Source organism: Mangrovibacter plantisponsor (assembly GCF_003182475.1).
In the GTDB taxonomy this organism is placed as follows: Bacteria; Pseudomonadota; Gammaproteobacteria; order Enterobacterales; family Enterobacteriaceae; genus Mangrovibacter; species Mangrovibacter plantisponsor.
Genome location: NZ_QGTS01000018.1, coordinates 16,359 through 27,927, shown reverse-complemented (window position 1 = coordinate 27,927; position 11,569 = coordinate 16,359). Strand labels below are relative to the sequence as shown.

The 11,569-nt window shown below is 53.5% G+C and carries 15 protein-coding genes; 3 read left to right on the top strand and 12 right to left on the bottom strand.

Annotated features, from left to right (window positions below):
- Positions 1-80 precede the first annotated feature (80 nt).
- On the top strand, positions 81-989 hold the full coding sequence (locus DES37_RS21945; RefSeq protein ID WP_036110577.1) for a LysR family transcriptional regulator: 909 nt from the start codon (positions 81-83) through the stop codon (positions 987-989).
- Positions 990-1,019: 30 nt separating this feature from the next.
- Here DES37_RS21945 and gap read toward each other — a convergent pair whose 3' ends face one another.
- The 3 genes from gap to cfa all read right to left on the bottom strand — a co-directional run bounded on the left by gap (position 1,020) and on the right by cfa (position 4,336).
- The gene (gene gap / locus DES37_RS21940) at positions 1,020-2,030 is read right to left on the bottom strand and encodes a type I glyceraldehyde-3-phosphate dehydrogenase (RefSeq protein ID WP_110027895.1); all 1,011 of its coding nucleotides are present in this window, start codon (positions 2,028-2,030) and stop codon (positions 1,020-1,022) included.
- A 65-nt stretch (positions 2,031-2,095) separates the two neighbouring features.
- Positions 2,096-3,091 carry a GlxA family transcriptional regulator gene (locus DES37_RS21935; RefSeq protein WP_110027894.1) on the bottom strand — a complete coding sequence of 332 codons (996 nt, stop codon included), beginning with the start codon at positions 3,089-3,091 and terminating at the stop codon, positions 2,096-2,098.
- Between the two features lie 93 nt (positions 3,092-3,184).
- A complete protein-coding gene (cfa, locus tag DES37_RS21930; RefSeq protein ID WP_110027893.1) occupies positions 3,185-4,336 on the bottom strand; it encodes a cyclopropane fatty acyl phospholipid synthase in 1,152 nt (383 codons plus the stop codon).
- A gap of 113 nt (positions 4,337-4,449) precedes the next feature.
- Between cfa and DES37_RS21925 the strand changes: the two genes are divergently transcribed.
- Positions 4,450-5,238: a helix-turn-helix transcriptional regulator gene (locus tag DES37_RS21925; protein WP_084172290.1), complete on the top strand. Its 789-nt coding sequence runs from the start codon at positions 4,450-4,452 to the stop codon at positions 5,236-5,238.
- Here DES37_RS21925 and DES37_RS21920 read toward each other — a convergent pair.
- On the bottom strand, positions 5,232-5,591 hold the full coding sequence (locus DES37_RS21920) for a hypothetical protein (RefSeq protein ID WP_036110587.1): 360 nt from the start codon (positions 5,589-5,591) through the stop codon (positions 5,232-5,234). The two genes, DES37_RS21925 and DES37_RS21920, sit on opposite strands and share 7 nt — an antisense overlap.
- Before the next feature lie 346 nt (positions 5,592-5,937).
- Between DES37_RS21920 and gspS the strand changes: the two genes are divergently transcribed.
- Positions 5,938-6,354, top strand: a complete 417-nt coding sequence (gene gspS, locus DES37_RS21915; RefSeq protein ID WP_110027892.1) for a type II secretion system pilot lipoprotein GspS — start codon at positions 5,938-5,940, stop codon at positions 6,352-6,354.
- A gap of 27 nt (positions 6,355-6,381) precedes the next feature.
- Here gspS and DES37_RS21910 read toward each other — a convergent pair whose 3' ends face one another.
- From DES37_RS21910 to gspG, 8 genes are read right to left on the bottom strand one after another with little or no spacing between them, the layout of a single operon-like run.
- Positions 6,382-7,170 carry a prepilin peptidase gene (locus tag DES37_RS21910; protein WP_110027891.1) on the bottom strand — a complete coding sequence of 263 codons (789 nt, stop codon included), beginning with the start codon at positions 7,168-7,170 and terminating at the stop codon, positions 6,382-6,384.
- Positions 7,160-7,612, bottom strand: coding sequence for a hypothetical protein (locus tag DES37_RS21905; RefSeq protein ID WP_110027890.1), 453 nt, complete (start codon positions 7,610-7,612; stop codon positions 7,160-7,162). Before DES37_RS21905 ends, DES37_RS21910 begins: the two co-directional genes overlap by 11 nt.
- On the bottom strand, positions 7,609-8,727 hold the full coding sequence (gene gspL, locus DES37_RS21900; RefSeq protein ID WP_110027889.1) for a type II secretion system protein GspL: 1,119 nt from the start codon (positions 8,725-8,727) through the stop codon (positions 7,609-7,611). The genes DES37_RS21905 and gspL overlap by 4 nt, the downstream gene beginning before the upstream one ends.
- Positions 8,728-8,733: 6 nt before the next feature.
- Entirely contained in the window at positions 8,734-9,645 is a 912-nt protein-coding gene (locus DES37_RS21895; protein ID WP_110027888.1) for a type II secretion system minor pseudopilin, read from the bottom strand.
- Complete coding sequence (gene gspJ / locus DES37_RS21890; RefSeq protein ID WP_110027887.1) at positions 9,645-10,253, bottom strand: type II secretion system minor pseudopilin GspJ; 609 nt, start codon at positions 10,251-10,253, stop codon at positions 9,645-9,647. The genes DES37_RS21895 and gspJ overlap by 1 nt, the downstream gene beginning before the upstream one ends.
- The gene (gene gspI / locus DES37_RS21885; protein WP_051691403.1) at positions 10,250-10,609 is read right to left on the bottom strand and encodes a type II secretion system minor pseudopilin GspI; all 360 of its coding nucleotides are present in this window, start codon (positions 10,607-10,609) and stop codon (positions 10,250-10,252) included. Before gspI ends, gspJ begins: the two co-directional genes overlap by 4 nt.
- Entirely contained in the window at positions 10,606-11,145 is a 540-nt protein-coding gene (locus tag DES37_RS21880; protein ID WP_170123808.1) for a prepilin-type N-terminal cleavage/methylation domain-containing protein, read from the bottom strand. The genes gspI and DES37_RS21880 overlap by 4 nt, the downstream gene beginning before the upstream one ends.
- Positions 11,138-11,563, bottom strand: coding sequence for a type II secretion system major pseudopilin GspG (gene gspG, locus DES37_RS21875; protein ID WP_036110596.1), 426 nt, complete (start codon positions 11,561-11,563; stop codon positions 11,138-11,140). The genes DES37_RS21880 and gspG overlap by 8 nt, the downstream gene beginning before the upstream one ends.
- Between the last annotated feature and the right edge of the window lie 6 nt (positions 11,564-11,569).

Here is an 11,569-nt window from a genome sequence, read left to right as displayed (position 1 = left end):
GATGAAAAAATAGCAAAAAGCAAAAAATTAGTTTAGAAAAAGGAAAACTAATTGATGGAATAAAACAGAGGTAATCGCTTATGGCTGCTGGGAAATTCCCTAATCTTCGGCTGGTGCATATTTTTGTTACGGTGGCCAAACACCAGGGGTTTGCCAATGCTCAGGGTGAGCTGAATTTAACCGTATCGGCTATCAGTAATTACATGAGTGAGCTGGAAGAAAAACTGGGTTTTGTGCTGTGCCGCCGGGGGCGAGGCGGGTTTGCGCTAACAACCAAAGGTGAAGCCTTTTTACAGCAGAGTATGACGTTACTGAACACACTGGAAAATTTTGACCGCTACACAGCGTCACTGCGCGGAGAACAAAGTGGCACTCTGAACCTGGGCATTATTGACTCCACAATTACCGACCCAATGCTTCCTGCCAGTAAAGCCATTGCCCAGTTCAGTGAACTGTTTCCCCTGGTTCACCTTAACCTGCAAATCAAAAACCCGAATGCGCTGTTACACGGCATTCTGAATAATGAACTCGATATCGCTGTTGGCACCTTTTCGCTGCAAGGCAACAGCGTGGTGTCACACCCGCTGTACCGTGAACAACACTGGCTGTATTGCAGTGATCAGCATGAATTATTTACGGTTCGCCACCCAACAGTGGCGCATATTTCCCAGATGCGTATGGTCACACGCAGTTACTGGAGCGCGGCAGATTTGGGCAAGAAAGGGTTTAAACAAAGCCTTGCCAGCGTGGAAAGTATGGAAGCACAGCTGATGCTGATCCTCTCGGGAAAATACATTGGGTATTTACCAGAACATTACGCACTGAACTGGGTAAAGCAGCAACGGTTGCGGGCACTGTTACCCACCGATTATGGTTACCAGGCTCCTTTTTCCCTGATTTTCCGCCGCGGGCGCAGTAAAGAGATATTGATACGAACTCTGCGTGATTTGCTAAGAAATTCCGCGAAAAATAGCAAATCCCGGCGCTGAATGCACCGGGAAAAAGTAAGGATAAACCCGTTATAACCCAAGGCGCGCCATCATCAGTGCCAGGTCTACCAGGCGGTTTGAAAAGCCCCATTCGTTGTCATACCAGGCAAGGACTTTCACCATGCGCCCACCAATAACCAGGGTAGACAGCCCGTCGATAATGGAAGAGCGCGGGTCGCCCTGGTAATCGCTGGACACCAGCGGTTCATCACTGTAACCAAGGATCCCTTTCAACGGGCCTTCACTGGCGGCTGCACGGAAAGCGTCATTCACTTCCTCTACGGTGACATCCCGTTTCAGGTTGACACTTAAATCGACAATTGAGACCACAGGCACCGGCACCCGCAAAGAGTACCCGGTAAGCCGGCCATCAAGCTCTGGGATAACCCGGCCAATTGCTTTTGCCGCGCCACTGGAATACGGCACGATAGACAACGCAGCGGCACGGGCACCACGCAAATCTTTTTCCGGCTGGTCGTGCAGTGCCTGGCTGTTGGTATAAGCGTGGGTAGTGTTCATCATGCCGTATTCAATACCAAACGCCTGGTTCAGTACCTGCACGGCAGGAGCCAGCCCATTGGTCGTGCAGCTACCGTTACTGACCACAAGATGCTTTTCAGGGTTATACAGGGTATCGTTTACCCCCAGCACGATGGTGATGTCATCGTTTTTTCCTGGTGCCGAGATAATCACACGTTTAGCGCCGCCGTGGGTGATATGCACTTCTGCCTTGCTTTTTTCGGTAAAAAAGCCAGTGGCTTCAATGACTATGTCCACATCCAGCGAATGCCAGGGGATCTCTGCCGGGTCGCGGTGGGCAAAAACCCGAATAGGTTTTCCACCCACCAACAAGTTATCACCCTCAGATTCCACGCTGACCGGAAATTTCCCCATCAGGGAATCGTATTTAAGTAAATGCGCCAGAGTGGCACTGTCGGTCAGGTCGTTAATTGCAACGACGTTGAAATCATCCTGGCCAAGCGCTGCGCGCAGTACATTGCGGCCAATACGCCCAAATCCGTTAATGCCTACCTTAACCATAAACACCTCCTCAGTCAGTTTCTGTTAACTACTGTACTGAGTACGGCGACTGGCGAATATGACATTTAACGATCAATTTCAGCCATCGTGCTGGCATAAAAGCGTTCGCGGTAAGTTGTGGGGGCAACCTGTAAATGGCGTTCAAAAACGCGGCGCAAGTTGATTCCTGAACCAAAACCAGTCTGTAATGCGATTTGCTCAATTCCTTCGCGCGTGCGTTCCAGGCACTCACGGGCAGCATCCAGCCGGACATGCTCAACATATTTTGCCGGGCTGGTGCCCGTTTCCCGTAAAAATACCCGGTTAAAGTTACGCGGGCTCATTGCCAGGGATTCCGCCAGCTTTTCCACAGACAAGTTTTCAGCCAGGTTGCCCTGAATCCAGTCCTGTAAATCGCGAATGGGCCCGGGCTTTGCGGCTCTGGCTGGCAGGTAGCGGCTGAACTGGCTTTGCCCACCCGGGCGGCGCAGGTACATCACCATATCCTGCGCCACTTCGCGGGCAATGGCATGCCCCATGTCCGCTTCCACCAGCGCCAGAGTGAGATCAAAGCCAGAGCTGACACCGGCTGATGTCCATACCGGGCCGTCCTGAACATATATTGGCCCGCGCTCAACAGTAATATCCGGCCAGGTTTGCGCCATATAATCCAGCAGCCGCCAGTGTGTCGTGGCCCGACGCCCGTTCAACACACCCGCCATCGCCAGGAGTAACGCGCCACCACACACAGAAGCGATACGTTGTGTATACGGAGCCGCCATGCGTAACCAGCTGGCGACTGCATCGTCTTCCTCTGCATCCACACCACGCCCAGTGACCATTATCGTGCCGCGTGATTCCCGGGGATCCAGCTCTGTCAGCCGGGCATCAGCCAGCAATGTCAGCCCGGAACGGCCATGCACTGCTTTATGCATTTGGGTAGTGGCAATGGTGACCTGATATGGCGCTTGCGCCAGGCCACTACAGGCATTACGTTCGTTGGCCTGCATCAGGATGTCGGTTACCCCGACAGATTCAAATAACATGCCCCCATCGGGAACAATAATCAGCACTGAGTTCATTGGCAGCCAGGGCGTTGTGGTAAATGAATTTGTCACTAATTATAGTCAGTAAACAAATTCAGACAACGCCCTGCAACTGCTGGGCGTACCGAATTAACGCGGTACGCGCAGCCCACCTTCAGTGCCGTGAGTGAACACCACCTGCCATAACTGGATGTCACGGGAGCGGAAGGCGCCGGCACAGGCATTAAGGTAATAGGTGAACATCCGTTTAAAACGTGGGGAGTAGTTGCTGGCAATCTCCGGCCAGGCAGCGAGGAAACGCTGGTACCAGGCCATGAGCGTTTTGTCATAATCCGGACCAAAGTTATGCCAGTCCTCCATCACAAAATGGGGTTCGCTGGCATCGGCTATTTGGCGCACAGATGGCAGGCAGCCGTTGGGAAAGATGTATTTATTAATCCACGGGTCAACATTCATATCCGTTTTATTGGAACCAATAGAATGCAATAAGAATAACCCGTCAGGTTTGAGATTGCGGGCCACAACAGAGAAATAAGTGGCATAGTTTTTCGGGCCAACATGTTCAAACATCCCAACCGAAACAATGCGGTCGAATTGTTCGTTCAGGTCGCGGTAATCCTGGAGCAGGATAGTCACGTCCAGGCCTGCACAGCGCTGTTGCGCCAGTGCCTGTTGTTCACGGGAAATGGTGACCCCGTACACGGACACGCCATATTCCCGGGCAAGAAATTCAGCCAGCCCGCCCCAGCCGCAGCCAATATCCAGCACTTTCATTCCCGGGCGCAGTTGCAGTTTTTCACCAATCAGGCGCAGTTTCGCCTGCTGGGCGCTGGCAAGATCAGTCGCTGTTTTCCAGTACCCGCAGGAATATTGCATAAAGGGATCGAGCATGCGGGTAAACAGATCATTTCCCAGATCATAGTGTTCTTTGCCCACAATCCACGCCCGTTTGCGTGACTGGAGATTGACTGTCCGCGCCCATAAAATACGTAACACATCTTTCAGATGGTGAGGGATTTTAGTGTCCAGCCCGGCGTTAAGAATACGGGTAAAGAAGAGATCAAGGCGTTCGCACTCCCACCAGCCATCCATATAACTTTCCCCCAGGCCAAGGGATCCTTGTTGCAATATACGCTTAAATACATTGGGGTTTTTTACCTGAATATCCGCAGCACCCGAGCCATTAATTGTGATACCGGCTTCATCAAGTAGTGTTTCGGCAATACGCCACCAGGCATCATGTTGCGTGGAAGACTCCACCGCGAGAGAGGTATGACTCATTCTGGTTTCCTGCAGAAGTTTGAAAGGTTATTCGTCTGATTATTTTATGGAATTCCCCCATGGCAGGTATTACCATACAAAGACAATTTATATCGAAAACAGGACAACCTGCGATGCCACGCCCAGCCAGAGTTGAAGACGCCGCTGCTACCCGTGTGGCAGAAATCACCCACCTGCCCCGGCCGGTGTATTTCCGCAGTTACCCAATACCCAACAACCACTACGTTGCTCAGCACCAGCATGAGTTTGTTGAGTTTCTTTATGCGCGCAAAGGTGGAATGCGGGTTGAGGTGGATGGTAGAGCACTGTTTGTGCCGGTATTTCATGGTATCTGGATCCCACAAAATACGCCGCACCAGGTGCAGGCCAGCGGTGATACCCAGCTGGAAAGCCTGTATATCTCACCGGGAAAAATCACACTGAATCACGCCAGTTGCCATGTCGTGGTGGTGAGCCATTTTGTGCGGGAATTTATTCACCATGCGACAACGCATGTTCCGGCGCATTATGAAGAAACCGGGCCAAATGGCATGCTGGTTACGGTCTTACTCCACTTACTGGAACAATTACCTGATGCTGGTTTTTCGCTTGCCTGGCCTGCTTCCCCAGCAATTATGCAGGTGTGCCGGGCTATTCAGGCTGAACCCGGGCACGCCCATACTATTGATGAATGGGCTGCTCACTGTGGCATGTCTGTTCGCACTTTTTCCCGGCGCTTCAAAAAAGAAACCGGTATTACATTCAGTGAATGGAAACAGAAAATGCGCTTGCTGGATGCCGTTATTTTACTGAAAAATAACCACAGTGTGACTCAGGTAGCACTGGATTTAGGCTATGCCAGCGTCGCGTCCTTTACTTATGCTTTTCGCCAAATGTTTGGCGTGCCGCCTTCGCGTTACTGAAGATCTGCCCACTTTTTATGCCAGGCAGCAACAAAGGCTTTTGAACGCCCGGTCATGCTCTGTACCTCAGGTGCACTGTACCCCTGGTTGAAATAGGCCATCACAAGCTTGCGGTCATCCACTAGTTGCTGGTGCCGTTGCGCTGCCTGCAACGCTTTCTCCATTCCCTGGCGGCGTTTTTCGTCTGCCGAGATTTGCGGCTCGCCTATCATATGCCAGGCGCGTTTACGGGCGGAATCCGGGGTTTCAGGAGAAGTGGCGATATCACGCAGTAAACGTGCAGCACGGCGGTGCATACCCGCAGCCAGCAGGCTTTCAGCACGGGTAAACAGCTGGTCAATTGAGTCGTACATCAGGGAGTCTCCACAACTGTTGCCAAATCTGCGTGTGACGGCAGATAAAAGTAAAGCAACGAACGAAAACGGCACAGACCGGTGCTATTACCCGGCTACGCCATGGAAAACGAACAGTTGTTTGATTATCCATCAAAATACGTTGTCCGTTATTACGTTCCTAAGACAGATGTTATTGAATAACGGACAATGTCATCCTGCATTACAGTAATACCCTGCAGATTGGCCAGGAAAACGCCCCTGCACCACGTCAACAAGCGGCATTTGCCCTGCATTTAAGGTATGATAACGGCACCATGCGGCACTGGAGCCGCAGGTTAAAAGTGGTATTTAACCCGGTTTGCGGATGGCAAACTGGCAACAACGCGAAGGAACGACAATGCGCTTTTCTCACCTTTCTTCCGCCATAGTCATGGCATGTGGTCTGGCTTTAACTGGCTGCCAGACATCTACCCAGGCAATGCCTGAACAGGCAGCTAACCCGCAGGTAATGGAACAGGTATCGCAACTGGCCTCTCTGGTTGCTGGTGCACAATACCTGCGCACGCATTGTGGGCAAACAGCCGTGCCGGATAACGACACGTTGTACTCCAGAGCCACCAGCCTTGCCCGGCAACGCAACTGGAATACGCACGCTGCTGAGTTTCGCCAACTCCCCACACTGACCACGCTGCGTTACCACCAGCTAGTGGAAGACACAGAGCCTGATGCCAGTAAATGCACCCGGCTGAGCGGTGTGTTATCTCACTTTGTCAGCCCGTAACGACCGGGCCCCGGCAAGGCAGGCCATTCACCAAACCAGCGACTGGTGAATGGCGAACAACCAGGCCAGCCAGCCACTTACTGCCAGCCCCGGCCCAAAAGGTATGGCTTCCTGGAGTGAACGCTGGTGAATGATGCGTGCTGCCAGCATACAGGCCAGGGTTAATAATGCCGCCCCCAGCAAAACAGACGGGAGCATATGCCAGCCGCACCATGCTCCCAGCGCCGCCAGTAGTTTAAAATCCCCATGCCCCATGCCTTCTTTATTGCGCACCAGCAGCACAACCCAGTACAGCAGCCATAACACCAAATACCCCGTAACAGCCCCGACTACGGCCGATTCAAGGCTCACCGGGCCGGCTCCGGAAAGTGCCAATAACAGACCGCACCATAACAGGGGTTGCGTCAGCATATCGGGCAGCAACATATGCTCCAGGTCTGTTAGCAACAACCCAACCAGCAGCGCAGAAAACAACACACCGGCAGCGAGCAGAACTTCACTGCTCAGCAGGCAGGCCAGCAAAAGCGAGAGCATTGCCAGCCCTAACTCAGTCAGTACATAACGCCGGGCCAGTGGTTGCTGGCAACAGGCGGTACACCCTTTCAGCAATAGCCAGCCCGCCAGAGGGACATTGTAATACCAGGCAACCGGCGTTTTGCACTGCGGGCAGTGTGAACGCGGCAGGCAGAGGTTGAAATCACGGTTATGGGGTTGTGCCAGCATTACCGGAATGCGCCAAACCAGAACATTAACCACACTACCGGCACAGGCACCGAGCACAGCAATAAGCGGCAGGAAAATAAGATCAACGGCCATTATCGGAACACCTCATGCCTGGTGATAACACAACATCAGCTTTACCGGCAGATACCTTTACGCTGTCTATCCGGTGCATCCCCTGGTGTTCAAGATTAACCAGCCAGTCCATCACCTGTAATTGCTGGTTATACGCGACAGACAGAGAGAGTATTTGCTCTGTGTTCTGGTGAGAAAGAAGTGTCAGGCCGACAGGCAACGTTTTCTCAGCCTGGTTAAACAGCGAATCAGCACACCCCGTTCCGGCAAGGTAATAAGCAACTTTTTGAGCATCCACTTGCGCCGCAGTTAATGCCCGCTGGCTTCGGTTACCCAGCATGCTGCCGACATCAAAAAATACCCATTTAAATAACGCGCCACACACCATGACCAGGGCCAGCATTAACAGGCGTTTTTCCCTGAGTGTTTTGCTTGCCAGAAAAGCCTGAATATATTTTTTCATGGGCGGCGCTCCCGTATAACAACCTGTGCTCCCGGGATACCGGGGTTTTCATCCTGAACCACTACCTCAAGGCTTCCCTGGCTGTGCTGCTGTGCCAGCACAGCTAAACCGGCAGGCACATCGACCAGGTGTAATTGCATTTCTTTGCCATCCCACAGCACAGATTCAACATGCCCATGAGGCAGGTTATGCAGAAAAGCATTACTGGCATGAAACACCTCAGTAAACCGGCTGCCCACCCGCCCGCTGCTCCCGCGTGCCCGGTTTTCCAGCCAGACTCCCGGAGGGACACCACGAGGTGTGTTTCCAAAAGTCATTTCGACCTGGCGAAACGAATGCTGCTCCAGCCGCCATGCCAGCCAGTAACGCGCCCCGGCACTTAGCATGGGGTAAAAACAAAGCACAACCAGGCATAAGATGCAGGCAAAGGCCAATAACCGCCTGCCTGGCAGGCCTGCCAACGACAGCCTGAGGTGCTCTTTGGCAGACTGGAACCCGCGGCCTTCAGGTAAGTTCCGGCTCAGGATCTGCATCACTGCAACCGGGTCGGCATCAGTATTCGGCACTTCCAGGCATGAGCCATGCTGCTGAGCAAGCCAGGCCTCACACCAGCTTTCCGGCAGTGTGGCAGCAGTGCCCGGGGTTGGACGAAAAACCCATTCGTCGCATAAACGAATGCAGTACCCCGGCTCCAGCCCGGCGCTATCAGGGTGGATAGCTCCGGGGCAGATCCCCCATTGAGCAAGTTGGTGTAACACCCGGGAGAGCCATTCCTTGTCTACCGCCTGAACATAGTGACCTGTTTGATCCCTGCCAGTGATAATGGCGTGGAGTTGGCTCACGTCAGCCAATAATTCGTCTTCCACCTGCCACAGTAACACCTGAGGATCCGGGCGTTTCCAGCGCGAGTTAGCAGGCAACACACGAAAGATCACGCACCCGGCAGGCAGTAACAATGTTACCCGGCCTTCACGGCACCCTGCCGGAAGGTTGCTGCCATCACGTGTGGTGCCGCCCAGGCCTTCATCCCGCCCGCGGGAGTAAAACCAGTGAAATAGTGCATCAGATTGATGGGAAGCTCTGAGAATTAAATGGCCTTGTGTATTCATCTTCATTGATGGTTATCCTTCCTCTGGACCATACAAACGGCGAAATACAGTAAAAGAACGCCCCTGGTTACGGACCTGGCTGCGTAATTGTGCAAATGGCTGCGAGTCCATACGCAGGGTAAATTCATAAAAATCACTGCCGGTGCTTAAAAAAGGCGACAAGTTTTCTAATTGTTGCCTGAGGGCATCGTCTTCCAGCGATGCCATGAACTGATCAATACTCTGCCAGCCAGCCTGCGGGCGCAAAGCCAGCAGTGCACTGGCGCTCAGTGGTTCACCAGCCGCAGATAACAGTGCGGCCAGCAGTGGCTCGTGGCGTTGAGTTAGCCCATTAAGGTTAATTTTCAGGTCCATTACCGGTAACACGCAGAGTTGTGAACGTAACCGGGTAACCTGGCTCGCAGGTAATAGCATGCTCAGGCGCAGTTCGCTGACATCAGCAAACCCTTTGCCTTCCTGTTGTTTTTGAGCCACCAGCAATGCCACTACCTGCCGGGCCGTATTGGCGTCGCTGCCTGTGGCAACCAGTAAATGGCGCAAAAGCTGTTGCGGTACGGTTTCTGCACCTGCTCCGGCGCCCTGTGCCAGTATGGCGTTGAGGTTAAAACAGGCCTGCAAATCCCGAACCAGAAACTGGCCATGCTGCCCATCAAGCTCCATAGAGTGCCAGCGAGTAAGCCAGGGGTAAGAAGGCTGAAGCACCGGGTTGGCCAACACCCGGCGATAGCGCGAAACCAGCACAGATTCCGCACCGGCCAGTTGCTGGCGCACCTCGCTTGCAGACTGAAAAGAAACGGTTCTCTGGAAAAAGCTGAACCAGTGCGTCTGGGTAAGTGACACACATACTGACATACTGGCGATTATCAACAGCACCATCAACAAGGCCATCCCCTGTTCATTTCTCCACTCGCGGCGCGGGTTCATTACACCCCCTCCACAATGGGAATGACCCGCTGTAACTGGCTGAAACGCGGCCCGGATACTGTGATTTCTACGGCCTGGGGAACTGTGTTGGCAGACAGCCAGTTTGGTTGCCACTGCGCACCATTAAAGACCCGGAGATGAAAACTGCTTACCTCCGGCAAAACAATTTGTGTCACGGGGTTTGGCTGTTCTGCGCCGTATGGCCAGCTTATGCGCACCAGTGCACCACTACTGATACGCCACTGCACCCACTCCATTGAGGCTCTGGGGAAACGGCCGCCTGGATTAAGCTTATTGCTGCGCAACAGTGTCACAATGTGGCTGCCGTTGTCTGTTTCACTCTCTCGCTGCAAGCGGAAATCCCCCGCACTGCCTGCCGTACCAGAGCCTGGGAGCCGTGGCCGTGCTACTGCCTGGCTAAAGTCCTGATCCAGGCGCCACATTAACCGTTGCCATGCAGTGATATCCCCTGTGGCCTGTTGCACTTGCTGCCCGGCGCGCAAGGTACCCTGAAGTATCGCCAGGCCTGCCGCACTCATCACCGCAAAAACCGTGATAGCCAGTAACATCTCAAGAAGCGTGAAGCCACGCGGAGACTGTGTTGTCATGATGAATGCAAAAAAGACATGTCATAAAGCAGCGGCTGCGATGGCCCGGGAGAGCGAACACGCAAATGGAGTGAAACTACATTGGGCGAAGATGTGGCGGTTGCAGACCAGGTAATAATGAATGGCCGCCCGGCCATTTCGGTTGCCAGCGTATGCTCACTCCCTGCTGTGATACTTTTAGCAAGGCGTAAACGTACTGCCTGATTTTCTGCGACCCACAGCGCTAACTGGCGTTGCTCCATATGCTGTAAATGGCGATTTTGCTCGGCACCAGAACGCATCAATGCCAGCCCGGCCACAGACAGAATGACCAGCGCCAGCATCACTTCGAGCAATGTCATGCCACGGCATTTCATGGTTGCCTCCCGCTACGGTGCACAATATACCCATCAACCGGCATGACCAGGTAACGGGTAGCACCGTTGTGGTTGAGCGCAATTTGGAAGTCGCTGCTTTCTCCACCGGGGAAAAAGACCAGAACTGGATCACGGGCCGGGTGCTGAGGGTAAGGAGCGAGAGGAACCGGCTGGCCTTCAATGACCAAATCCAGCGACCAGCCATCTGGTAACCGGAACGGGCGATTGCGCCGTGCCAGCGGGACTTTCTGCCAACGGTAGCCGGGCCAGGCATGGCTTTGTACCCCCTGGTTGGGTTGCAAAGACAACTGGTAAATATCCATGCCGTTGCTGTACAGGAAAGCGCCATAGAGCTGTCCGTCCAGCATTGCCTGTTCCGCCCGGCTGTCCAGCGATTTCGCCAGTGACAGCGCAAGCTTTTCGCTATCGTCATTGCCGGGGCGGGTGCCGACAGCCAGCATCGCCATCCCGGCAATCAACACCACCACCAGCATGATTTCCAGTAGCGTGAACCCGGACGCGGAGGTTTTATTCATCCGCATCCCAGTTGCCAATCAGGTTCTGGCTGTTTTCGCCTTCCATCCCCCATGACCAGATATCAACCAGACCATGCTGACCCGGGTGGCGGTATTGATAAGGATTCCCCCACGGGTCATTCGAAAGGCGGCGTAAATACCCTTCCTGGCGATAATTACGCGGTAACGGAGCAATGGCTGGCTCTTTGACCAGCGCGCGGAGGCCCTGCTCTGTTGACGGATAAATACCGTTGTCCAGCCGGTACATTTCCAGGGCATTTTCGATAGCTGTGATGTCGCTGACAGCTTTTTGCCGGTCTGCCCGGTCTTTATTCCCCATCAGCCCCGGTACTGTCAGGCTGGCAAGCACACCGAGGATCACAACGACAACCATAATTTCGAGCAGGGTGAACCCCCGCTGACGCTGCGATGACAACATAAATAA

Excerpts from the sequence above, each read along its gene's own strand:
- cfa (WP_110027893.1), bottom strand. The coding sequence starts at position 4,336 with ATGAGTCATACCTCTCTCGCGGTGGAGTCTTCCACGCAACATGATGCC.
- DES37_RS21910 (WP_110027891.1), bottom strand. The coding sequence starts at position 7,170 with ATGGCCGTTGATCTTATTTTCCTGCCGCTTATTGCTGTGCTCGGTGCC.
- DES37_RS21920 (WP_036110587.1), bottom strand. The coding sequence starts at position 5,591 with ATGTACGACTCAATTGACCAGCTGTTTACCCGTGCTGAAAGCCTGCTG.
- DES37_RS21895 (WP_110027888.1), bottom strand. The coding sequence starts at position 9,645 with ATGAACCCGCGCCGCGAGTGGAGAAATGAACAGGGGATGGCCTTGTTG.
- gspS (WP_110027892.1), top strand. The coding sequence starts at position 5,938 with ATGGCAAACTGGCAACAACGCGAAGGAACGACAATGCGCTTTTCTCAC.
- gspG (WP_036110596.1), bottom strand. The coding sequence starts at position 11,563 with ATGTTGTCATCGCAGCGTCAGCGGGGGTTCACCCTGCTCGAAATTATG.
- gspL (WP_110027889.1), bottom strand. The coding sequence starts at position 8,727 with ATGAAGATGAATACACAAGGCCATTTAATTCTCAGAGCTTCCCATCAA.
- gspJ (WP_110027887.1), bottom strand. The coding sequence starts at position 10,253 with ATGACAACACAGTCTCCGCGTGGCTTCACGCTTCTTGAGATGTTACTG.
- DES37_RS21880 (WP_170123808.1), bottom strand. The coding sequence starts at position 11,145 with ATGAATAAAACCTCCGCGTCCGGGTTCACGCTACTGGAAATCATGCTG.
- DES37_RS21935 (WP_110027894.1), bottom strand. The coding sequence starts at position 3,091 with ATGAACTCAGTGCTGATTATTGTTCCCGATGGGGGCATGTTATTTGAA.
- gap (WP_110027895.1), bottom strand. The coding sequence starts at position 2,030 with ATGGTTAAGGTAGGCATTAACGGATTTGGGCGTATTGGCCGCAATGTA.
- DES37_RS21925 (WP_084172290.1), top strand. The coding sequence starts at position 4,450 with ATGCCACGCCCAGCCAGAGTTGAAGACGCCGCTGCTACCCGTGTGGCA.
- DES37_RS21905 (WP_110027890.1), bottom strand. The coding sequence starts at position 7,612 with ATGAAAAAATATATTCAGGCTTTTCTGGCAAGCAAAACACTCAGGGAA.
- gspI (WP_051691403.1), bottom strand. The coding sequence starts at position 10,609 with ATGAAATGCCGTGGCATGACATTGCTCGAAGTGATGCTGGCGCTGGTC.
- DES37_RS21945 (WP_036110577.1), top strand. The coding sequence starts at position 81 with ATGGCTGCTGGGAAATTCCCTAATCTTCGGCTGGTGCATATTTTTGTT.